At 36.4% G+C, this 21,344-nt stretch carries 21 protein-coding genes and 2 tRNA genes; 11 read left to right on the top strand and 12 right to left on the bottom strand.

Annotated elements, in window-relative coordinates:
• Positions 1-69: 69 nt before the first annotated feature.
• The 4 genes from E4T88_RS01700 to secG are packed head-to-tail and all read left to right on the top strand — an operon-like array spanning position 70 to position 3,054.
• Entirely contained in the window at positions 70-1,356 is a 1,287-nt protein-coding gene (locus tag E4T88_RS01700; RefSeq protein WP_135103757.1) for a sigma 54-interacting transcriptional regulator, read from the top strand.
• A complete protein-coding gene (lptE, locus tag E4T88_RS01695) occupies positions 1,353-1,856 on the top strand; it encodes an LPS assembly lipoprotein LptE (protein WP_135103756.1) in 504 nt (167 codons plus the stop codon). The genes E4T88_RS01700 and lptE overlap by 4 nt, the downstream gene beginning before the upstream one ends.
• Positions 1,857-1,894: 38 nt before the next feature.
• Positions 1,895-2,674: a DUF8458 domain-containing protein gene (locus E4T88_RS01690; protein ID WP_135103755.1), complete on the top strand. Its 780-nt coding sequence runs from the start codon at positions 1,895-1,897 to the stop codon at positions 2,672-2,674.
• Positions 2,671-3,054: a preprotein translocase subunit SecG gene (gene secG / locus E4T88_RS01685; protein ID WP_135103754.1), complete on the top strand. Its 384-nt coding sequence runs from the start codon at positions 2,671-2,673 to the stop codon at positions 3,052-3,054. Before E4T88_RS01690 ends, secG begins: the two co-directional genes overlap by 4 nt.
• Positions 3,055-3,335: 281 nt before the next feature.
• Here secG and E4T88_RS01680 read toward each other — a convergent pair whose 3' ends face one another.
• From E4T88_RS01680 to E4T88_RS01670, 3 genes are all read right to left on the bottom strand, one after another.
• Positions 3,336-3,761 (bottom strand): DUF5606 family protein, encoded by a 426-nt coding sequence (locus E4T88_RS01680; protein WP_006842350.1) that lies wholly within the window; start codon positions 3,759-3,761, stop codon positions 3,336-3,338.
• 137 nt (positions 3,762-3,898) lie between these two features.
• Positions 3,899-4,843, bottom strand: coding sequence for a bifunctional methionine sulfoxide reductase B/A protein (locus tag E4T88_RS01675; protein WP_135103753.1), 945 nt, complete (start codon positions 4,841-4,843; stop codon positions 3,899-3,901).
• A complete protein-coding gene (locus E4T88_RS01670) occupies positions 4,840-5,178 on the bottom strand; it encodes a hypothetical protein (protein ID WP_135103752.1) in 339 nt (112 codons plus the stop codon). The genes E4T88_RS01675 and E4T88_RS01670 overlap by 4 nt, the downstream gene beginning before the upstream one ends.
• 117 nt (positions 5,179-5,295) lie before the next feature.
• Here E4T88_RS01670 and E4T88_RS01665 point away from each other — a divergent pair, with 117 nt between their 5' ends.
• Positions 5,296-6,555, top strand: coding sequence for a DNA recombination protein RmuC (locus E4T88_RS01665; protein WP_135103751.1), 1,260 nt, complete (start codon positions 5,296-5,298; stop codon positions 6,553-6,555).
• 589 nt (positions 6,556-7,144) lie between these two features.
• Here the strand turns inward: E4T88_RS01665 and E4T88_RS01660 are convergent.
• Positions 7,145-7,690: an RsmD family RNA methyltransferase gene (locus E4T88_RS01660; protein ID WP_135103750.1), complete on the bottom strand. Its 546-nt coding sequence runs from the start codon at positions 7,688-7,690 to the stop codon at positions 7,145-7,147.
• On the bottom strand, positions 7,687-8,496 hold the full coding sequence (locus tag E4T88_RS01655; RefSeq protein ID WP_135103749.1) for a DUF3822 family protein: 810 nt from the start codon (positions 8,494-8,496) through the stop codon (positions 7,687-7,689). The genes E4T88_RS01660 and E4T88_RS01655 overlap by 4 nt, the downstream gene beginning before the upstream one ends.
• Before the next feature lie 83 nt (positions 8,497-8,579).
• On the opposite strand from E4T88_RS01655, the gene E4T88_RS01650 reads away from it, so the two are divergent.
• Positions 8,580-9,992 carry an ATP-dependent DNA helicase gene (locus tag E4T88_RS01650; protein WP_135103748.1) on the top strand — a complete coding sequence of 471 codons (1,413 nt, stop codon included), beginning with the start codon at positions 8,580-8,582 and terminating at the stop codon, positions 9,990-9,992.
• A gap of 20 nt (positions 9,993-10,012) precedes the next feature.
• Here E4T88_RS01650 and E4T88_RS01645 read toward each other — a convergent pair whose 3' ends face one another.
• The 3 genes from E4T88_RS01645 to E4T88_RS01635 are packed head-to-tail and all read right to left on the bottom strand — an operon-like array spanning position 10,013 to position 12,770.
• On the bottom strand, positions 10,013-10,978 hold the full coding sequence (locus tag E4T88_RS01645) for an alpha/beta hydrolase (protein WP_135103747.1): 966 nt from the start codon (positions 10,976-10,978) through the stop codon (positions 10,013-10,015).
• A gap of 11 nt (positions 10,979-10,989) precedes the next feature.
• On the bottom strand, positions 10,990-11,997 hold the full coding sequence (gene holA / locus E4T88_RS01640) for a DNA polymerase III subunit delta (protein WP_135103746.1): 1,008 nt from the start codon (positions 11,995-11,997) through the stop codon (positions 10,990-10,992).
• Entirely contained in the window at positions 11,991-12,770 is a 780-nt protein-coding gene (locus E4T88_RS01635; protein ID WP_135103745.1) for an AMP nucleosidase, read from the bottom strand. The genes holA and E4T88_RS01635 overlap by 7 nt, the downstream gene beginning before the upstream one ends.
• Positions 12,771-12,848: 78 nt before the next feature.
• Between E4T88_RS01635 and E4T88_RS01630 the strand changes: the two genes are divergently transcribed.
• On the top strand, positions 12,849-13,298 hold the full coding sequence (locus E4T88_RS01630; RefSeq protein WP_135103744.1) for a type I restriction enzyme HsdR N-terminal domain-containing protein: 450 nt from the start codon (positions 12,849-12,851) through the stop codon (positions 13,296-13,298).
• Between the two features lie 190 nt (positions 13,299-13,488).
• On the top strand, positions 13,489-15,861 hold the full coding sequence (locus E4T88_RS01625) for a DUF5686 family protein (RefSeq protein WP_135103743.1): 2,373 nt from the start codon (positions 13,489-13,491) through the stop codon (positions 15,859-15,861).
• Between the two features lie 61 nt (positions 15,862-15,922).
• On the opposite strand, the gene E4T88_RS01620 is transcribed toward E4T88_RS01625, so the two are convergent.
• Positions 15,923-15,996: transfer RNA gene (locus E4T88_RS01620), tRNA-Asn, on the bottom strand.
• A gap of 32 nt (positions 15,997-16,028) precedes the next feature.
• Positions 16,029-16,102: transfer RNA gene (locus tag E4T88_RS01615), tRNA-Asn, on the bottom strand.
• Between the two features lie 83 nt (positions 16,103-16,185).
• Here E4T88_RS01615 and E4T88_RS01610 point away from each other — a divergent pair.
• Positions 16,186-17,172 (top strand): adenosine kinase, encoded by a 987-nt coding sequence (locus E4T88_RS01610; protein WP_135103742.1) that lies wholly within the window; start codon positions 16,186-16,188, stop codon positions 17,170-17,172.
• A 68-nt stretch (positions 17,173-17,240) separates the two neighbouring features.
• On the opposite strand, the gene E4T88_RS01605 is transcribed toward E4T88_RS01610, so the two are convergent.
• The gene (locus E4T88_RS01605) at positions 17,241-18,350 is read right to left on the bottom strand and encodes a TlpA disulfide reductase family protein (RefSeq protein ID WP_135103741.1); all 1,110 of its coding nucleotides are present in this window, start codon (positions 18,348-18,350) and stop codon (positions 17,241-17,243) included.
• Between the two features lie 97 nt (positions 18,351-18,447).
• Entirely contained in the window at positions 18,448-19,533 is a 1,086-nt protein-coding gene (locus tag E4T88_RS01600; protein WP_135103740.1) for a TlpA disulfide reductase family protein, read from the bottom strand.
• A 348-nt stretch (positions 19,534-19,881) separates the two neighbouring features.
• On the opposite strand from E4T88_RS01600, the gene E4T88_RS01595 reads away from it, so the two are divergent.
• Together E4T88_RS01595 and E4T88_RS01590 are read left to right on the top strand one after the other, a co-directional pair.
• Positions 19,882-20,895: a L,D-transpeptidase gene (locus tag E4T88_RS01595; RefSeq protein WP_135103739.1), complete on the top strand. Its 1,014-nt coding sequence runs from the start codon at positions 19,882-19,884 to the stop codon at positions 20,893-20,895.
• A gap of 163 nt (positions 20,896-21,058) precedes the next feature.
• The gene (locus tag E4T88_RS01590) at positions 21,059-21,328 is read left to right on the top strand and encodes a co-chaperone GroES (RefSeq protein ID WP_006842334.1); all 270 of its coding nucleotides are present in this window, start codon (positions 21,059-21,061) and stop codon (positions 21,326-21,328) included.
• The last annotated feature ends 16 nt before the right edge of the window (positions 21,329-21,344 follow it).

Below are 21,344 nucleotides of genomic sequence, written 5' to 3'. Positions count from 1 at the left end.
AATTTTGTCAGGTTTCGTTAAACTTCACATATAAACTTTTGTTTATTTGTGACTTATCTATCTAATAAAATGGCAAGACCAGATATACAACAGGTAAAACAACGCTTCGGCATCATAGGGAACACACCCGATCTTAACCGAGCTATAGACATAGCGCTTCAGGTAGCACCTACCGATATGTCTGTACTAGTGACAGGAGAGAGCGGAGTGGGAAAAGAAAGTTTTCCGCAGATTATCCATCAGTTCAGCCATCGTAAACATGGAACTTATATTGCGGTCAACTGTGGGTCTATCCCCGAAGGCACTATAGATTCAGAACTTTTCGGACACGAAAAAGGATCCTTTACCGGAGCTACAGGCGAACGAAAAGGGTATTTCGAAGTAGCGAATGGAGGGACACTATTCCTCGACGAAGTAGGAGAATTACCCCTTTCTACACAGGCTCGTTTACTTCGGGTACTCGAGACTGGTGAATTTATAAAAGTAGGATCATCAAAAGTAGAGAAAACAGATGTACGTGTTGTTGCGGCTACAAATCTGGACATGATAACAGCTACACGAAACGGACGTTTTCGTGAAGACTTGTATTACCGCTTAAACACTGTCCCCATTCGGATACCTGCACTAAGAGACAGGAAAGACGACATTCCTCTACTCTTTAGAAAGTTTGCAAGCGACTGTGCTGAAAAATACAACATGCCGTCTATTGTTTTAACCGAATCGGCAAAACAAATGCTCAAAGACTACTATTGGCCGGGGAATATTCGCCAGCTAAAGAACATCACCGAACAGATATCAATTATAGAACAGGCAAGAGAAATAACTCCGGATATACTAAAACTTTATCTTCCGGCAAACGAGGTTGGCTTAATTCCCATACACACTTCTGCGGGACATAATGATCCTAAAAACTTTAGTAATGAGCGAGAAATACTCTATCAGGTACTTTTTGATATGAAAAAAGACATGAACGAGCTAAAAAAAATTGTTCATGATATTGTTGCCGGAAATCTAAAAGCCTCAGATGCTGTATCTGCATCCACAATCAGCAAAAGCGATAACACTTTACCCACTATGGTAGTAAGTGCAGCTGACAAAGGAGCAACTACACCTCTTACTATAAAAAATGATCCTCATACTATTACCCCTACCAGAAATGATATTGCTGACGTAGATATAATAGAAGCTCCCGAATATGAAGAGGAAACACTTTCGCTACAGGATGTAGAAAAAGACATGATCATAAAAGCGTTGGATCGTCATAACGGAAAGCGTAAGAATGCGGCTCAAGACCTGAAAATATCGGAACGTACACTATACAGAAAAATAAAAGAATATAATCTGGAAAATTTATGAAAAAAATCGGTCTGTTGATCCTAGTGTTAATCATGATGACAGCTTGTACAATTTCATACAAGTTTAACGGTTCGAACATTAACTATTCCGAAACACCCACTTTAGAGATTCGCGACTTCCAAAACCAGTCGCCTAACGTATATCCTATGTTAGCTCAAATGTTTAATGAGGAGATGAAAGATGTGTTTATACGCGGAACCAAACTACAGTTTACCAGTGTAGCGCCGTCAATGGAAATAGAAGGCGAGATTGTACGTTGGGATCTGACACCTCTGGCTGTGCAGGAAAACAATCTGGCTTCGCAGACTCGACTTACGATGGCGGTTAAATTCCGATTTAGAAACAATGTGAGACCGGAAGAGGATAAAGAGGAGACAATCTCGGCATATCGAGATTTTGAGAGTAGCAAAATGCTTACCGATGTACAAGATAAACTCGGAGAAGAACTCACAAAAGAGATAGTAGACCAGATATTTAATGCAACCATGTCGAATTGGTAGTAAACAATAATCTTAAATATTGCTATAAGATCTTAAACATGGATATTCAGAAGCTTAATGAATTTATTATTCAAAAAAACTCTCCATCCAAATCCGATATCGGAAGTCTGGAGAGAATTGCTTTCGAATACCCTTTTTTTCAAGTTGCCATTTTCATATATCTAAAAGCTGTGTATGTATACGAACCTGAAAGATATAAAACAGAACTGGAAAGGCTCAGTATTACAATAGCTGACAGAAGAGCTCTATTCTATTATATATTCAGTGAAGAATATCAACAATTCTTTGTAGAAACAGGTAAAAAAGAAATTGCTGAAGATAAGACGAACATTCTATTAAATGCTTTTTTTGAGTCTCGAGGCGAAACAATCAGCGATGACATGCAACTGGAGTATAGTATATCCCATTCGAGCATAGCCACAACCGATTATTTTTCATACATACAGTATCAGCCTCAGGAAGAAGAGAACAAAAAAGAGAGTAACCTGCAACTCAAGCATCAAGATATTATAGATACCTTCATTACTAAATCGGAAGAAGATGGCATCCACATCCAAATAGAGAAAGAAGATGAGTCGCTCCGAGATCATACTTATGAACTAAAAGACAGCAATGAAGATCAGGATGAATTAAATGAAGACTTGTTTTTCACCGAGACCCTTGCCAAAATATATATAAAGCAGCAGAAGTATGAGAAAGCATACAAAATAATTAAACATTTAAGTTTGAATTATCCAAAAAAAAATATTTACTTTGCAGACCAATTGAGTTTTCTCGAAAAATTGATTATAAATTCAAAATCTAAAGATAAAAAATGATCGCACTTATTACCATATTAATTGTGATAGCAGCTATAGCCTTGGTACTTATAGTTCTTGTTCAAAACTCAAAAGGCGGAGGCCTTTCATCAGGATTTTCATCTTCAAATGCAATCATGGGAGTTCGTAAAACCACAGACTTCTTAGAGAAAGCAACTTGGGGATTGGCTGGTTTCATCATGATAATGAGTATTGTTTGTGTTATGATCAGACCTAAAGGTGGTTTAGGAACAGCAAAACCGGATATAAGCATACCAACTACTCCTGCTACAGGAACACCTGATATGTCTACTACTTTACCTCTTAATCAAGGTCAAGGTGCAGCAAGTACAACTACTCCGGCTCCTACCCAACAGCCTACAACACCTCCTACTGAATAAGGAAAATATAAAAATCATATAATATAAGGAAGCTTATCTGTAATCAGATAAGCTTTTTTTTGTATACCTACACATAGGAAATAGAAAGAGGCTTATCTATAAAATATAAGACAATAGTCGCAACCATCTTTGGAGAAATAAAGAGCCCACAAAATAAGAATCCCTCCAAACTTCTCCATTTTCGGGGAGGCCTTTGAAGGGGTTCTTATTATAAAACGTAGACCTCAGAAATACATAAAGAATACCTTAAGGTCTGAAAACATTATTAGCGACAGCAAATACTACTCGTTATCTTCCGTATTCTCTTCGCTGCTGTTATCTTCTTGTTCGAAGTCGAAACCAGACTCGATAATTATATTATACCAGTTTATTATTTTCTTGATATCTGTCGGGTAAACACGATCCTTATCAAACTCAGGTAATACCTCTTCGAAGTATCTCTTTAATTCTTCAGGCTTTGAGTTTGCACTGATTGATACTTTAGCCCCATTTTCTTTCTCTTTGATAGAAGCAAGAATGCTTTTTAAAGGCACATCATCAGTTTCTGTGTATATAGAGATATCTCCCAATGATACTACTTTATCACGTGGATGAATAGGAATCTTTTTGTTATCTGCGAGAGACTCTACAATAACCATATTCTTACTGTTCGATACAAGTTTGTAAAGTCCGGGTTTTCCAGAAATAGATAAGATTGTTTTAAGCATAAAAAAATAATTTAATTAAAATACTTTTCTGATTTTTAGTTAAGCCACAAAAATAATATGAATACATTAAATATAATAATTTAATGTATTCAAATTAACAATATATTTATTAACCTATTAATTAATAGGCAATCCAACTATTCAAATATCTTTTTATATACATGGCAATAAGGAGTTGTTCCTTTGTGCTCGTAATATTGCTGATGATAATCTTCTGCTTTCCAGAATGTAGATAAAGGTTTTAGCATTGTTGCAACCTTATAACCTTTTTTTTGTAGAATCGATATATATTTTTCAGCAATATTTTTTTCATTCTCATCGGCATAAAATATGCAAGACAGATACTGAGGCCCAATATCCGGACCTTGCCCATTTGTTTGAGTAAAATCATGCGTTTCGAAAAACAGCTTGACAAGATCTTCATACGATGTTTTCGAAGTATCATAATCTACTTCAGTTGTTTCTAAATGTCCGGTATTTTTCTGACAAACTTGTTCGTAACTAGGATGATCTACATGCCCACCCATAAAGCCTACAGCGGTATGTGCCACGCCTTTGGCTTTCATGAAATAATACTCTGTGCCCCAAAAACAACCGGAGGCAAAATAAGCTTTCTTAATCATTTTATTCTCTTGAGGTATAAATTTTAGTGATATCGAGTTTACACAGTGCCTTGTCTCTTTTGCCGTGAAGCCTTCGTTGAGGAATACATGTCCTAAATGAGCACCACAGTTTGTACATATTATTTCAGTTCGTCTTCCATCGGCATCAGGAACACGTTTTACAGCACCCTTTATTTCATCATCAAAAGAAGGCCACCCACAATGAGAATCAAATTTATCAAATGAATTATACAGAGGGGCATTACATCTTCTACACACATACACTCCAGCCTGCTTATTATTCACATATTCTCCTGTATAAGGAGCTTCTGTGCCTTTATGTATTATTACCCTTTCTTCTTCGGGTGTCAGTTTATTGTATTTCATATTACCTTGTTCTATTTTATTTTGACTCTGTACGCATGATACTCCCCCTACGATCACGGTACATAATAAATATATGAATAATCTAAGTTTCATACCGTTTTTTTATAATAATTTTTAAAAGTAAAAGGTCTTCTCTTTTTCAGATATTCAATATTATACATATTGCTATACGCCTCGCGTTCGTACGAAATATTTACATAAGCATCAAACATATTCCTATATTGTATCAAGCGAACGATCCACTCTATCAAATAGCTTATATAAAAGAATATGACGAGCATTTCAGCCATTTGTCGTGTATGTATACACTCATGGTTTATTTCGGCATCAGTCAGCCTACCATAATCCTTACGAGCAATGATTATTCCAAACAGGTTGATTGCTCCGAAGTTCCCCGGAGGAAAATGTTTACTGTATAATATTTTCATTCCTTCATTTACCAGACAAAAATATCTTTGAACAAAGATGTTCACAAGTTTTTTGAGGCAAATTTTGTTAAAGGGAATCTTTTAAATAACTTTCCGTTTCTTTTAAAACAAATCAATATGGAATTAGTTTATGCCGGCGTAATATTGATCCTGGCTGCAATTGTCATTTATTTAATCCAAAGAAACAATAAGCAGAGAGAATCTGAACTAAAGGAAGAAGTTGTTCGCTTAACTCGCGACAAGGAATCTTTACAAATGGCTCAATTAGAGCATGTGAAAGAGATTGCAGAAAATAAAGCTTTACTACAGTCCAGAGAAGAACAATTGCGCATTCAGCAAGAAGAGTTATTGAATACCCGGACTCAGCTAAATAAAGATTTTCAAATATTAGCGACACAAATATTGGAAGAAAAAACCCTTCGCTTCACCGATGTGAACAAGGCGAATATGGAGGCTATACTGAAACCCCTGAACGAAAAACTGGTTGAGTTTAAAGTAAAAGTAGAAGAAACGTACGATAAAGAATCGAAGCAGCGTTTTTCGCTCGAAGAACGCATCAAAGATCTGGTTGCTCTGAATAATCAGATAAGCGAAGATGCTAACAACTTAACGAAAGCGCTGAAAGGCAGCAATAAGATACAGGGTAACTGGGGCGAAATGATTCTGGAATCTATATTAGAAAAATCGGGACTCAAAAAAGGAGAAGAATATTTCACTCAGGAATTTATTACCGACGAAAATGGAACACGCATTCAGAACACGCAAAATAAATATATGCAGCCTGATGTTACAGTTGTTTATCCGGGCGGGCGAAAAATTATCATAGACTCGAAAGTATCCCTAAGTGCCTATATAAAGTATGTGGAAGCCGAAGTAGATGCAGTAAAAATCTCTGCCGAAAAAGAACATATTACTTCTGTAAGGCAACACATTGATGAACTGAGCCAAAAAGCATATCAGGACTATGTAGAATCTCTCGACTTTGTGATGATGTTCATCCCTAACGAACCGGCTTATATATTAGCGATGCAGCTCGATTCCACTTTGTGGGATTATGCATATCGCAAACGTATCTTATTGATAAGTCCTACAAACTTGGTAGCCTCATTAAAAGTAGTAGCCGACCTGTGGAAACGTGAATACCAAAGCCGCAATGCCATAGAGATAGCCAAACGAGGAGCTGCCTTATACGATAAGTTTGCGGGCTTTGTAGAAACGCTTCAAGATGTAGGAAAAAACATAGAACGTTCTCAGAAAGCATACGATAAAGCTCTTTCTCAATTGAAAGAAGGCAATGGAAATCTCATACGACAGGCAGAAATGCTTAAAGATCTAGGAGTTAAAGCTCAAAAAGAACTACCGGACAGCATCGAATAAGTTAAATAGAGTTAAACGAATAAAGAAAAACAGTGAAACATGTTTTACAACATAAAAATTCACTTATCTTTGTACTGTGTTTTTCATGGTATTAGATTTAAGGTTAACAATGAAGATTGGTTGTCGTGATGACAGCCTTTTCTTTTTTATATACTATCCGTTCTATAGATATATAATTTAAACCTCCTTTCTCGTCACTAAATTTTTCATCGAGTATAAATTCAGGAAATAAATCTCCCCCAAAACACACAGACAAACAACACATAAAGAGAACATTACAAAAAAAATCATCCCCTATCCTATCAGATTAAGAGGAAACGATATTTACAAATAAAGTCTTTATAAAAAAAATTGAGGCATTGATAGAATCCTTATTATCGGGGTAAAATCTGCTAAGTTATTGTTTTATATAACGTTAATTATACGTTATAATATACATTTATTGTAATATAGAAAAAAATGATTAAAAAAAACTATATAATATGTTTTACAACATGAAAAATACACTATCTTTGTACTGTGTTTTTCATGGTATTAGATTTAAGGTTAACAATGAAGATTGGTTGTCGAGATGACAACCTTTTCTTTTTTATATAGAACCATTCCTAAATACGCTGAAATTCACACTTCCATATACTCGTTGATCTTCGAATAACGGATAATTAGAGAAATTATAATCCTTAGAATGTTCAAGAATAAATATTCCCCCCGGCTTTATCAATTCTTTTTCAAATACAAGCTTAGGCACATCTTCAAAATGCTTTAAATCATAAGGAGGATCGGCAAAAATAAAATCAAACTGCTCTTTACAATGCACCAAATAACTGAATACATCCATCTTGGAGAGCATTAGCTCCGATTGTATTTGTAATTCCGCTTTTGTTTTTTCGATGAATGAAGCATGAGCAAAGTTTTTCTCTACACATACAACACGTGGACACCCTCGCGAAACCAATTCGAAACTAATACTACCTGTACCTCCAAAAAGGTCTAATGCTGTAGTTTCTTCCCAGTCTATAGAGTTGTTCAGGACGTTGAATATATTTTCTTTTGCAAAATCTGTTGTAGGACGTGCTTTGAAACTTTTGGGAGGATCAAATCTACGCCCTTTATATTTCCCACTGATAATTCTCATAATGATAATGTTAGTAAGTCTAATGGAGCTTTTTGAGCGTCTTCATTCCACAAGAAAATCTCACTTGGAATATTCTGTTGCTCAATGTTTTTTATATATTGTTGCAGAAGTTTCACCAATTGCAGATCGGGATTACCGACTATAAAGAGATAATCATCCAGTTGACTGAATCTGCATTGCTCCCAAAGTTTAAGAATATAATATAGCTGATTTGTTATTTGTTCATTCGTATATGTTAAGCTATGAACCAACTTTGGCCCGGTAAAACAAATAATATCAAGGAAATTATCGTGAAAGTTTAAATACATTCTCGAAGCATTCCCTTTAAGCTTATTTTTATCTTCAAAGTAATTGATAAGCAAATTAGTATGATGAAAAAAGTGCGGAGCCCAAAGGCTTCTGGATAGAAAGTCAAAAATATCTTTATCCAAATTAAACAATGTAGTCACATCCTGGTTTTTGATAAAACCCGTAGATAGATGGCTTGCTTTCTCAACATGTGTAAAATTATACAAATGCTCTTTATCCTTAAGATCAAAATATCGGGCAGGAATCAGATCATAGCTTGAAGAAACGAAAATTACATTCGCCTGCTTAAACTCCTGCGTAAGAAAATTAAAATCAAAAATGATCCGTTGAATATTTGCCAGAAGGTTATCGCTCATCGAAAAGGATGTTTCACGCAGACAATAGTTCTCTTTTGTCTCAGGATCTGAAATAGAGAACATAAAGCTATAGGGCGTTATACGTATCGATAACACATATCTATCTGATTGTCCGAGGTCTATACTTTCGGGTAAAAACATATTTTGGTATTTCTATACACAAAGTTAGAAAAAGATATTTTTATCTGCTATTTTTGATCTTCAATTCACCATTTCCTTCCGCTATGATCAATGATTTCTTCCGCAGTAAAATAATAGAGAATTTCCCATTCGAACCTACAAACCAACAAAATGAAGCCTTAGAGAGGATCGTAAACTTCTTATTTTTGCAAAAAGAAGAGACTTTGTTTTTGTTGCGGGGATATGCAGGAACGGGAAAGTCATCCTTGCTGGGAGCCTTAGTGAAAACAATGACTGAGTTTAAGCAAAAAACAGTATTACTAGCACCTACAGGACGAGCAGCAAAAGTATTTTCATCCTATGCCAGCCATCCGGCTTTTACCATTCACAAGAAAATATACCGACAACAGAAGTATGCAGGAGACTTCGGAAGCTTTGGACTGATGGACAATCTACACAAAGACACTCTTTTCATTGTAGATGAAGCTTCTATGATCAGCAATAGTGGAATGGATGCATCCTTCTTTGGTACAGGGCATCTGCTTGATGATCTGATTCATTATGTCTATTCAGGCGAAAACTGCCGCTTACTGCTTATTGGCGACTCGGCACAGTTGCCACCCGTTATGGAAGAGGACAGCCCTGCCCTGCAAACGGCGGTACTCGAAGGTTACGGACTCGATGTTTATGAGGCTATGCTCTCGCAGATCGTGCGGCAAGCTGAAAGTTCCGGCATCCTTTATAATGCCACCAATATACGTAATCTGTTGAGCAAGGGGGAAACGGGAGCATATCCTAAGCTCCTACTCGATAATTTTGAGGACATTGTACGTATCAACGGAGAAGATCTTATCGATGAAATATCCGCATCTTATGATAGAGAAGGGCTAGACAATACGATGATTGTTTCCCGCTCCAATAAGCGATGCAACATCTACAATCAGGGGGTGCGCAACAGGATTCTGTACAGAGAGGAAGAATTATCGGCGGGAGATATGCTGATGATCACCAAAAATAATTATTATTGGACAGAAAACATAGAAGGAATAGATTTCTTAGCGAATGGTGAAATAGTAGAAGTGCTTCGTGTTCGCCGTGAACAAGAATTGTATGGATTCCGCTTTTGTGATGTCTTGGTTAGGAGCCTCGATTATGATATAGAGTTCGAAATCAAGATACTTATGGATACGCTTTACTCTGATGTTTCGGGTTTACCTCGTGAGCGTGCAGAAGAGTTATTCCTAAATATATTAGAAGATTACTCTGATATATCTACAAAGGCTGGGAAAATGAAAAAGCTCAAAACCGACCCTTTTTATAATGCGGTACAAGTAAAATTCGCTTATGCTGTCACTTGCCACAAGGCACAGGGGGGTGAATGGAGTACCGTTTTTCTTGACTTAGGCTATATTTCGGAAGAACATTTAGGGATAAATTTTTATCGTTGGCTCTATACGGCAATTACCCGAGCCGGGAAGAAACTGTATTTAGTAAATCTTCCCGACGAGTTTGTATAAAATGAAATAAGATCAAAAAGCTACCCTCCAAAGTTCGCTTTTATATAATCAATTAAGTCGAAATCTTTTTTCAGTTCGGGTTTACCGATTTCCACCTCACCTGTATTTATTATTAGGTTGCCTTTACCTATAATCAATTTATCAATAAATGAGCAGACCTCATCTATATTTTCTTTCATCGGTCGTTCGGCTATTTCATGTGCAGCATTTTCTACTTTGTAGAAATAATATGGAGTATTTAATTCTTGAAGCTGTTTTGCAATATGCTTCGATCCATACAGCCCAACCTGAAGCATTTCAGTCTTATCAAATGGAACATTCCTGTCGGCATCTCCGTGAAACATCTGTATAGGCGAGGGTGCTGTTTGCCATTTCAAATCTCCACTTGTACTGAAGATAGCTCCGGCAAAAGCAATTGTCCCTGCATAATTAAACCCTTGAGGGAGTTTCTCTGCAAGCTTACTGTTATTGCATATTGCATATTCTCCGTGCAGAACGGCAACAGCTCCGGCGCTCGAACCATTTGTAATAATCTCATCTTTTTGGATATTCCAATCATCAGCATGATTATAAACAAAGGTCGTTGCATCAAAAAGATCTTCTACAGCCATCGTTATACTATTGGTCAACAATGCTGCAAAACGCATCGGATCTATCTGCGAGCCATCACCTATATTTTTCATTCCGAGCCGATAATCGATAGACACAACCTGATATCCTCTTTCTACCAGCTTGCGAAAATAATCCACATACTGTTCTCCATCACGTTCACCGGCAGCAAAACCACCTCCGAACATAAAAACAATACAAGGAGTAACCTTTGCAGCTACTGCTTCATCATCTTTAAGATAGTATCTATCCAGCTTCAACGAGTTACCATCTTTTACAGAATATACGTACGTCTGCTTGTCAATATATCCATCAGCAAACAATGAAATAGAGACAAATAGCGAAAAAAGCAATGATGTTATTATTCTCTTTCCCATAATGTACAAATTCAGTGAGTTATTTTATATAGTAATTCTTTCAGTAATTCCCCGTCAGGGGCAGAATTGTTATCAACACCTTTCGATTTGGCATCGTATATACGTAAGAGACCAATAATTTCCATGCACTTAAACGCATTATAATTCTTCAAGGCAATAACGTAGTCTTTAGCCTGATAGGGATTTCTAAGTCCAAGTTCGGTTGCAAGCCCTTGCTCTGTTTTATTTTTTGCCCAATAACAAATCATCAGGTTGCTGAAAAAGTTAAAGAGTACCGACATGGTCATAATCATCGGATTGTTCTTCGGATTCTTCTCGAAATAGTCGGCAATCTGATTTACCTTGAATATGTTTTTATTTATGATCGCATTTAGCAATTCAAAATTATTGAAATCTTTACTGATACCTATATTTTCTTCAATAAGGTCTGCCGTAATACGCATCTGCCCGGGCGGTATAGCTATTAACAGCTTTGCGATCTCATTCGTAAGCTTACTCAGATCATTCCCCAGATAATCAGACAGCATCTGTGCAGATTTCTGATCGATGCTCAAACCTTTTGATAATATATAGGAAGTAATAAATGCCGGAATCTTATACTCCGGTATTTTTTTCGACTCAAAAATGGCTCCGTTTTTGTCTATCTCGGCATATAGCTTCTTGCGTTTATCTAGAGAGCCCCCTTTATAATTGAGAACAAGTATAGTAGATTTTAGCGGGTTCTTTACATATACTTCCAACTCCTCTATCTTGCTTAGATTTTGAGCTTCTTTGATTACAATGAGTTGATGATCTGACATCATCGGATAACTGCGAGCCATCGTTATTACAGCTGTAACATTCGTTTCCATCCCATACAGTATACTCTGATTGAAATCGCGTTCCTCTTCAGGCAAAACGGTTTCGGTCAGCATATTTGTAAGCTCATCTATATAGTAAGGCTCATCACCCATAAAAAGATATACGGGTCTGTACTTTCGTGCTTTAATCTCTGTAACTATCTGCTCAAATGTTACCATGTTTCGAAGCGTAGGTGTTTTACTGTTTCTCCGTTATTAATCAAAGTCATTAGCGATTCGATACCCACTATGACATGCTCCTCTACAAAATTCTTTGTGACAACGTTATCACTTTTCTCCGTTTTTACACCATCAGAAATCATTGGCTGATCCGACACTAAGAGTAATGCCCCTGTGGGTATCTGATTTGCAAAGCCGCAAGTAAACAGTGTTGCAGTTTCCATATCTACAGCCATAGTTCGTATCTGAAGAAGATATTCCTTAAACTTATCATCATGTTCCCAGACACGTCTATTAGTGGTGTATACCGTTCCTGTCCAGTAATCCTTATTATGGTTACGTATCGTAGAAGATACCGATCTCAAAAGGCTGAAAGCAGGTAAAGACGGCACTTCGGGTGGAAGATAATCATTCGATGTTCCTTCTCCTCTGATAGCCGCTATCGGTAATATATAATCCCCTAAATTATTATGCTTTTTCAGCCCTCCACACTTTCCAAGAAAAAGTACAGCTTCGGGCTCTACTGCACTCAACAGATCCATTATAGTAGCAGCATTGGCGCTACCCATTCCAAAATTTATAATTGTAATTCCTTCTGCCGAGGCATTTGGCATATTACCATCCAATCCTAAAATAGGGACATTAAAGTGATGAGCAAAAACTTCTACGTATTTGGCAAAGTTGGTTAATAATATATATTTTGTAAATTGCTCGAGTGGTCTTTTCGTATAGCGTGGCAGCCAATTTGCGACAATTTCTTGTTTTGTTTTCATATAAATTCTACTTTTGTTCGTCTAATAAACAAGCACTATCCCTTATTATTTGATATGCGGATTTAACAAAGGTAGCAAATGTTAGAGTTAAATTTACCGTCCTTCGATATAAATGTAAAAAAGATAGGTGGAAAACTCTCTATCTTAGACCCTTTACGGCGTAAGTTTGTAGCATTGACACCCGAAGAGTGGGTCAGGCAACACTTTGTGAACTTTTTGTTAAGAGAAAAAGGCTATCCCGCAGCCCTAATTGCGAACGAAATTCAGATAGATCTTAACAAGATGAAAAAACGCTGCGATTCGGTAGTGTATAATCGTGATTTATCCCCCCTGATGATTATAGAATATAAGGCGCCGGATGTAGATATCACACAACAAGTCTTTGATCAGATTGTAAGGTATAACATTGTATTGAAAGTTAAGTATCTGATCGTGTCCAATGGCCTGAATCATTATTGCTGCATAATGGACTATGATAAACAGTCCTTCAATTATCTATCGGATATACCTAACTACACTGATTTATAATAAACACCAAACTACATTTTAAATCAATACTACTAGTTTTAAAGCAAGTCATACTCTTCTCTTATTGTCACAAAAATGTGATAAAATGTTATAATTTCTCTTGTTGAATAAGATTGACAATAAGCAAAGTTCTTTGATTCTACAATAATATTAATTTTGAAGGGTGATAGTTTATTATGGAAATCAAAGGATGAAGCTTACCCTTGCTTTAGTTGTTTTTGTGTTATTTTTATACCCATGTGAGGTCTTTTCCCAATACCTTAAAGGTTTTGTCAAAAATTCCTCAGGAGTCGCTGTCCCATATACTTCTATCTATATAGAAGAAGAAAAAAAGGGGTTGGTGACCAACAATGAGGGATTATTCCAGATCAATCTTCTACCGGGAAACTACACTTTTGTTTATAAACAGATAGGATATAAAGCGCAGAAACAGTCTATTTCTATTCAAAAGGATAAAGCGTGTGAAGTAGAGATTACACTCATACCATATCCATTCTATGAATATCAAAATACCGATAGGAAAATAGAACTGACAGGAAACGATATACTAAACAAAGTAACAAGAAAAGCGGCATCTTATACATCGTATGACGCTGGTGCCTATATCAAAGGGAACTTAACATTAACCAGAATAACAGAGCTCACAAATACAGTCTTAAAGAAAATAGAGAATGTAAATGTCTCCGATCTCGAGAATAAGATCATACATCAGGAAATCAATTGTGCAGTAAAATATACAGCACCCGATAGCTACAAAATTAAGGTAAACGGATACACCGGAAATATCGCTGATGCGATGAATACAAGAGGAGCGATAGGCCTTCTCAGTGAATCTTTATTCTCCGATTGGTTCAATGGCAGTATTTCTCCTTTAGGGAGGAGAGTATCGTCTTATTATAAATTCAAATATAAAGGCTATTACTTGGAAGATGGCAAAGTCATCAACAAGATAGAGGTTGTTCCACGATACGATGATTACAAATTACTGAACGGCGACTTGTACATTACAGATGACGGTAATATAACCTGTGCTAAGTTGTATAGAAAATTCCAAGGTCTGGAAACTGTTAATCAAATCACATATCAGACAATTGATGGCCACCCTAACCTTCCGATTACATATCAAACTGATATAAGCATCAATATATTAGGAAATAAGGGAAACGTTACATATCTGACATCTCTAAAATATAAGAAGATAGATAATGGCGGAGACGCAATAGGTGTTATAAGCAGAGGAGATGAACGACCAAAAATCAATGACAAAATAACATTTAACAAAGATACTTATACTCAAGATTCCACATTTTGGGATAGCATAAGAATGTTTCCTGTAAATACAGAACGATTGGAAATTCTCGATCACTTTAGGTTAAAAGAAAGAATAGCGTCTAAGCCTTGGTATGGAAAGGCGTTGCTGGGAGATTATTTTTTAGGAAATGACTCTAGCAAGTGGTCGTTGAGATATGGTGGTGTGAAAATGATATTCAGAGATTATAACTATGTGGATGGTTTCTGGCTCGGAAATCGCTTTTATCTAAAATCGCAAATAGACAAAGATCAACAGCTCGAAATCAGCCCTTACATATACTATACGACAGCAAGACATCGGCTTATAGGAGGAAGCGACTTTACGTATAATTACTTGCCCGAAAGAGCAGGAAAGCTAAAGTTCTCCATCGGCTCCCATACTGCCGATTTCAATAGCTTAAGCATAACGCGATATAATAACTATTTCAGCTCTTTGTTTCTAGGTAAAAACTACAATTCTTTCTATCAGAAAGATTATGTCTCAGTAAATAATGATATAGATCTGACAAAGAAGCTAAAGCTAACAGTCGGGCTTGGAGTTGAAAGACGGGCAGGATTAGATAACAATACAGATTTTACGATTATAGAAAGAGACAATATCACACCGAATATAAACCCCGATAAGCGTTTCGACAGAACATATTATTCTGTAGGACTATCTTATGTTCCGTTTGCAAATTATACAATCCAGAATAATGAATCACCCCTTGTTTTTCATCTTCAGTATGAAGAGGGCTTCTCTTCTTGGCAAACGAACAATTCACAATATCGAAAAATAAAAGGCGGAGCTGTGCAAAATATCCGATTGAATTATTTCGATAAACTAGACTATAAGTTTGAAGCAGGAGCTTTTGTCGGTCCTAGAAAAAATTTGCACTTTGCCGATTACCAGTTTTATGGTGCGCCCGACCTTGTTTTCAACTTGGGCTCGTTGTTCGACTCATTTCTTTTGCTCGATAATTATGAATTGCAGGCAAACCATTACTGGGTTACACTCTCATTCAATTATGCTAGTCAATATTTTTTACTCAAACGCCTCTCGTTTCTACAAGGAAAACCATTTTTTGAAGGACTACACTTTAAGACATTGTATACTCCCGACATAAAGTTCTATTCAGAGATCGGCTATTCAATAAATATTACAAGACTGTTTGGGATGGGCGTATTTTCTTCTTTCAACAACTTCGATTACAAAACAGCAGGAGTCAGATTCTCTTTAAATCTTCAGTCTCTTCTGCTATTGAAAGATTAATGATTTTGAGGTATCTATATAAAAAAAACAAAAGAGTTACATTTTCATGTAACTCTTTTTGCTCTTCCTCTTGGACTTGAACCAAGGACCCTCTGATTAACAGTCAGATGCTCTAACCGACTGAGCTAAGGAAGAATGTACTTTTGGAAGAAATCTTGTTTATTTTGCTCTTCCTCTTGGACTTGAACCAAGGACCCTCTGATTAACAGTCAGATGCTCTAACCGACTGAGCTAAGGAAGAGTGTTTGTTTCTCTCAAAAGTGACGCAAAAATAGACCTTATTTCTGAATTATGCAATATCTTTGCAAAAAAAAACGAAGAAGAATGGCAAAAGTATTAGGAATGGGCAATGCCTTAGTGGATGTTTTGGCAATTATAGAAGACGATAAGATGTTAGAACTGCTTGAACTACCGAAAGGTAGCATGCAGCTTATAGATGACAAGAAGTTTGAAATATTATCGGGTGAAATAAATAAATTAAAAAAGAATATTATATCAGGCGGTTCTGCATCGAATACAATTGTAGGTTTATCCCGTTTGGGAATAGAAACCGGCTTTCTGGGAAAGGTAGGAAAAGACTTTTATGGAAACTTCTTTAAAGAAGACTTAAATAAATACAAGATCAAATCTCACCTGACCGAGGTTGATGAACCTTCGGGTGTTGCATCTACGTTCATCTCTAAGGACGGAGAGCGTACTTTTGGTACATACTTAGGTGCTGCTGCCCTATTGGATGCAGAAGAGCTTAAAACAGCCGATTTTGAAGGTTACAAGTATTTCTACATTGAGGGGTATCTGGTGCAAAGCCATGCACTGATCCGTAGAGCAATCGAATTAGCCAAAGAAGCAGAAGCAAAAGTTGTACTCGACCTTGCCAGTTATAATGTAGTGGAAGCAAACCGTCAATTTCTTCTAGACATTATCCCTACGTACACAGACATCGTCTTTGCGAACGAAGAGGAAGCAAGAGCCCTATTGAATGTAGAAGCCGAAGAAGCCGTCTCTTTATTAGCTAAACAAACAGATATAGCTATAGTGAAAGTTGGAGACAAAGGATCGTGGATACAACAAGGAGACGAAAAGATATTTGTTCCCGCATACAAAGTAAACTGTGTAGATACAACGGGAGCAGGAGACCTATATGCAGCCGGATTTATATATGGACTGATACAAAACTATTCACTTTTTATCAGTGGGCAAATAGGAACTCTACTAGCCGCATACGTAATTCAAAAGATAGGGGCTAAAGTGGGCGACAACGAGTGGAATGATATAGATGACGAGATAGAAAAAATAAAGACAGTATTATAAGATACTATTGAGTAACAAAAAAGCCTGTTTTTGCAAACAGGCTTTTTTATTTATGATCGGCTCTTTTATTATTTCAAGAGTTCCTCTATCTTTTTAGTTGCTTCTTCAGCATTCAGACCTCTGGCTAATATTTTACCATCTTTGTCTAACAACATCAAGTGAGGAATAGAAGACACACCATAAATTGCAGCACCTTCACTATCCCAGAATTTAAGGTCTGAAATTTGAGGCCATGTAATATTCAGGTTCTTGATTCCTTTCACCCAGTCTTCATTTGTTTTGTCTAAAGAAATACCTACGATCTCAACCCCTTTGGCACTGTATTGCTTATAAAGTTCTACAAGTTTTGGCATTTCGGCACGACATGGAGGACACCATGAAGCCCAAAAATCGACCAAGACATATTTTCCTTTACCTGCAAAATCTGCTAATGCTATATCTTTTCCTTCCGGAGTTTTACCTTTTATATCGGTAAATGTTTTCCCTACAGACGTTGCATCAAGAGCTTTGGCTACTTTCTCTACCTTTTGTATTCTGGCTATAGACTTATATTCAGGTTTAATAGACGGAATAAGCTCATTAAGCTGTTCGGCAGAGAAGCGATAAAAGTTGCGAGATAAGAAATAAACTCCAAGTTGGTTTTGTATATTTTCCTTTACAAAGTCGAAAGTCTCTTTTGTCCAAACATTATATTTGTCTTCATACTGTTTTTCAAGTTCAGCTTTATTGGCTGTATTCGTTGAATCATCCCTCAACTTGGAAGAGATAGACATCATTTCATTTTCTATAGCCTGGCTCTTTGTATTAAACGCTTGGCAAGCATTATTCAAAGGAGTACCTTTTACTGTAGAAATGCTATCCAGAGAAACTTCTATCTGTCCGGGTTCCACTATCACCAAAACAGGTCTGTTCATATTGTCAGGTGCATCATCCAATGAGATGAAATGTATTTTTGCACCGTCTTTGGCTAGTCCTTTGAAAACAAATTCTCCGTCAACAACATCTACTGTGTCAACAGCCACAAGGTCTTTCCAATTCTCATCTAAAGTCTTTAGATATACTTGTTGTCCGTCATACGTACCATTCGGTAATTTACCTTTAATGGTAAAAGCATCTTTCTCTACACAAGATGTAGCAAGTATCGCAATTGCTGCAAGAAACAAAATTATTTTCTTCATTCTAAATCAAAATAGTGGTTAATAAATAGTATATCTTAATTTTTTAAGAGTTACGTTTAAAACAAAGACAAAACTCTTATTGTTTATGACTTAAAGATTATTTTAGGATTTCAGCTATTTTATCTTCCAATTCTTTTCCCCTTAAATCGGTGGCTATAACAACGCCATTTTGATCTATAAGTAATGTATGCGGGATGCTTTGCACTCCGTATAATTGCGATGCCATTGTTGTTGCATCTGCCAATTGCACCCAGGTCATTTTATAGTTTTGGACAGCTGCAGTCCATTTGTTTTTATCATCATCAACTGATATACCAACTATTTCAAGACCTTTAGATTTGTATGCATTATAAGTTTTTATAAGATTTGGTATTTCCTGAATACATGGCTGACACCATGAAGCCCAGAAATCGATCAAGACTAATTTATTTTTGCCTACATAGTCAGACAAGGATACCATCTGTCCACTTTGATCTATCAATTGAGCATCACTGTATGGATTACCTACTTCAGGTTTCACTCTGTCCAATTCTTTTACCAATGCCTTGATCTCATCTCTGTTTCGGAATGTACTATCGCTGGCTGCTATCAATTCTTTTAGCTGATCTTTGCTAAATGATTTCGCTGATGAATAAAATAAAAACTCACCGGCTTTATTCGAAATATTTGCCTTAGCAAAATTGAAAGTCGACATCTGCAATTGTTTTTGCAAAGTATCTACTTCGGCTCTTATTGCAGGGTTGTTCGCATCCTGAGGCGTAATTTTAGATATCTTATCGGTAAGAGTGTTCATTACCTTGTGTATATTATTAAACTCGTCATTCTTGGGTGTTCCTCCAAGAGTTACGTTTGTTTTATCAAATGTAATTTTGATATTACCCGGTTCTAATATCAGTGTTCCTATCGGTGTATCATTATCTGCATTCTCAAGTTTGCCTACAGATACAAATCCCATCATAGGCTCATCAGCTGTTCCTTTAAAACTGAATTTTCCATCAGATATCGTTGCGGAGTCGATTACTGTTGCCTTCTGAGAGTTGATACTATCTATTTTTTGTAAATATGCAACTTTGGTGTCGAATGAATTATCCGAAAACTTTCCTTCTATGGAATAAGAATTACCCTGACAAGAAACGAATAAGATTGCAAGGGTTGATAAAAAGAGAAATATGATTTTTTTCATTAATAAGAGGTATTAAGTAAATATCAAGCAAAGATAAGTAAATAGTTCATAATCTTGCTTATTTAACACTTAATACTTAAAAGCGAAATATGTGATACTGCAACTTTTAGCTTTCTTTTATTTTGTATTTTGACCGATTAAAATTATCTCATAAAGAGATGGTTCGATATAAAAACAGTGACACTCTAAATTCTGCAAATAAGTGTTACCTTTGTTACTTTTTGTTTTACGTGTAGATATAAACATCGAACAATCAGGCATTTTTATTGTTTGTATCATATGTGACAAAAATGAAATGTCGGTATTTAAATTATATCATATAAACTTCAAGAAACATTTTACGTTTTGATGAAAGCGACAACAATTTCTTTATTTTTCGTTTGTTTATTTATATTTAATTCTTGTTCCGAAAAAGCCGGACAAGACTCATTTCTCAGCCAATTACGTCAGGATTCTCTCTTGATGAAGAATGCTCAAAAAATGCAGAGGATAAAAGCCAAAGATATTACCATAGAGAAGGATTTTCTTTACGACCAATACACTCTGCAAGACACATACCCATATCGTGACACAACACGGCAGTTCCAATGGGAGAAGATCAAACAAGGCTTGGCTATTCTCGAAAATTTCCAACAAGAATTCTTTGCTTGGGGGATTTTACAGAACTATCGGAATAACAATGGAGAAGCACCTCTTGTAAAGAAATATAAAAGGAATGAATACAAACGCATTGCCGACACATTAGGGGTAGAACGATTTCAAGGGATTCCTCTCTTTCTTCCTACGGATACTGTTACAGGAGAACGTTATGGCAGAGACGGTGCCTTAGTAAAACTATTCAAAGACAATGTCGGGAGTTTTAGAAAAATAACCACAACAGACTCCAAAGAGTTATGGCTTGTTCCTCAGAAATATGTAAAACCAATTCATGATACCGTACAATTTAAACATGCAATATTTGTAGATCGCAACAATGAGAATATTGTCACTCTCGAGAAAGTAGATAAAAAATGGATTGTAAGAAGTATGAATCCCGCCACAACAGGTTTGCATAAGCCGCCATATCAGCAAGAAACCCCACTGGGGCTATTTGTTCTTCAGGAGAAGAAAGTAAAGATGTTTTTCCTTGTCGATGGCACAACGGAAACAGGAGGCTTTGCTCCTTATGCCAATCGCTTTACAAATGGTGGATATATACACGGTATTCCGGTGAATGCACCAAGTACCACATTCATTGAATACAGCCCTTCACTAGGCACTACACCCCGTTCACACATGTGTGTGCGCAATGCGACATCGCACGCAAAATTTGTATATGACTGGGCGCCGACAGAAGAAACCATCATCTTTGTTATAGAATAATCTCTATTTTAATAAAACACATTAGCGAAAATGACTACTTGTCAGTTTGTCATTTCTATGATTCTGCTGTTTTGACAGAAATATATTTTGGCACGCATTTCGCTAATATCTAAACAGAATACATAAAATAAATTAATATATAACTATTAAAAATTTAAGAATCATGAGTATTAAACCATTAGCAGACAGAGTGCTTGTTAAGCCGGCTGCAGCCGAAGAAAAAAGCGTGGGAGGTATCATTATTCCGGATACAGCTAAAGAAAAACCTCTAAAAGGTGAAGTTATTGCAGTAGGCAACGGAACAAAAGACGAAGATATGATAGTAAAACCAAAAGATCAGGTTCTTTATGGCAAATACGCCGGAACAGAAGTAGAGCTTGACGGTGAAGTTTTTCTTATTATGCGTCAATCTGATATTCTTGCAATTATTTAATACTAACAGTTTTAAT

The organism is Dysgonomonas mossii (assembly GCF_004569505.1).
In the GTDB taxonomy this organism is placed as follows: Bacteria; Bacteroidota; Bacteroidia; order Bacteroidales; family Dysgonomonadaceae; genus Dysgonomonas.
The sequence above is the reverse complement of the archived record's forward strand: the minus strand, read 5'-3'. Positions and strand labels throughout refer to the sequence as shown.

Coding starts and splice junctions, on each gene's coding strand:
- E4T88_RS01590 (WP_006842334.1), top strand. CDS start 21,059: ATGAGTATTAAACCATTAGCAGACAGAGTGCTTGTTAAGCCGGCTGCA.
- E4T88_RS01595 (WP_135103739.1), top strand. CDS start 19,882: ATGAAAGCGACAACAATTTCTTTATTTTTCGTTTGTTTATTTATATTT.
- E4T88_RS01660 (WP_135103750.1), bottom strand. CDS start 7,690: ATGAGAATTATCAGTGGGAAATATAAAGGGCGTAGATTTGATCCTCCC.
- secG (WP_135103754.1), top strand. CDS start 2,671: ATGATCGCACTTATTACCATATTAATTGTGATAGCAGCTATAGCCTTG.
- E4T88_RS01605 (WP_135103741.1), bottom strand. CDS start 18,350: ATGAAGAAAATAATTTTGTTTCTTGCAGCAATTGCGATACTTGCTACA.
- E4T88_RS01610 (WP_135103742.1), top strand. CDS start 16,186: ATGGCAAAAGTATTAGGAATGGGCAATGCCTTAGTGGATGTTTTGGCA.
- E4T88_RS01625 (WP_135103743.1), top strand. CDS start 13,489: ATGAAGCTTACCCTTGCTTTAGTTGTTTTTGTGTTATTTTTATACCCA.
- E4T88_RS01635 (WP_135103745.1), bottom strand. CDS start 12,770: ATGAAAACAAAACAAGAAATTGTCGCAAATTGGCTGCCACGCTATACG.
- E4T88_RS01690 (WP_135103755.1), top strand. CDS start 1,895: ATGGATATTCAGAAGCTTAATGAATTTATTATTCAAAAAAACTCTCCA.
- E4T88_RS01675 (WP_135103753.1), bottom strand. CDS start 4,843: ATGAAACTTAGATTATTCATATATTTATTATGTACCGTGATCGTAGGG.
- E4T88_RS01700 (WP_135103757.1), top strand. CDS start 70: ATGGCAAGACCAGATATACAACAGGTAAAACAACGCTTCGGCATCATA.
- E4T88_RS01645 (WP_135103747.1), bottom strand. CDS start 10,978: ATGGGAAAGAGAATAATAACATCATTGCTTTTTTCGCTATTTGTCTCT.
- E4T88_RS01665 (WP_135103751.1), top strand. CDS start 5,296: ATGGAATTAGTTTATGCCGGCGTAATATTGATCCTGGCTGCAATTGTC.
- E4T88_RS01680 (WP_006842350.1), bottom strand. CDS start 3,761: ATGCTTAAAACAATCTTATCTATTTCTGGAAAACCCGGACTTTACAAA.
- E4T88_RS01655 (WP_135103749.1), bottom strand. CDS start 8,496: ATGTTTTTACCCGAAAGTATAGACCTCGGACAATCAGATAGATATGTG.
- lptE (WP_135103756.1), top strand. CDS start 1,353: ATGAAAAAAATCGGTCTGTTGATCCTAGTGTTAATCATGATGACAGCT.
- E4T88_RS01600 (WP_135103740.1), bottom strand. CDS start 19,533: ATGAAAAAAATCATATTTCTCTTTTTATCAACCCTTGCAATCTTATTC.
- holA (WP_135103746.1), bottom strand. CDS start 11,997: ATGGTAACATTTGAGCAGATAGTTACAGAGATTAAAGCACGAAAGTAC.
- E4T88_RS01630 (WP_135103744.1), top strand. CDS start 12,849: ATGTTAGAGTTAAATTTACCGTCCTTCGATATAAATGTAAAAAAGATA.
- E4T88_RS01670 (WP_135103752.1), bottom strand. CDS start 5,178: ATGAAAATATTATACAGTAAACATTTTCCTCCGGGGAACTTCGGAGCA.
- E4T88_RS01650 (WP_135103748.1), top strand. CDS start 8,580: ATGATCAATGATTTCTTCCGCAGTAAAATAATAGAGAATTTCCCATTC.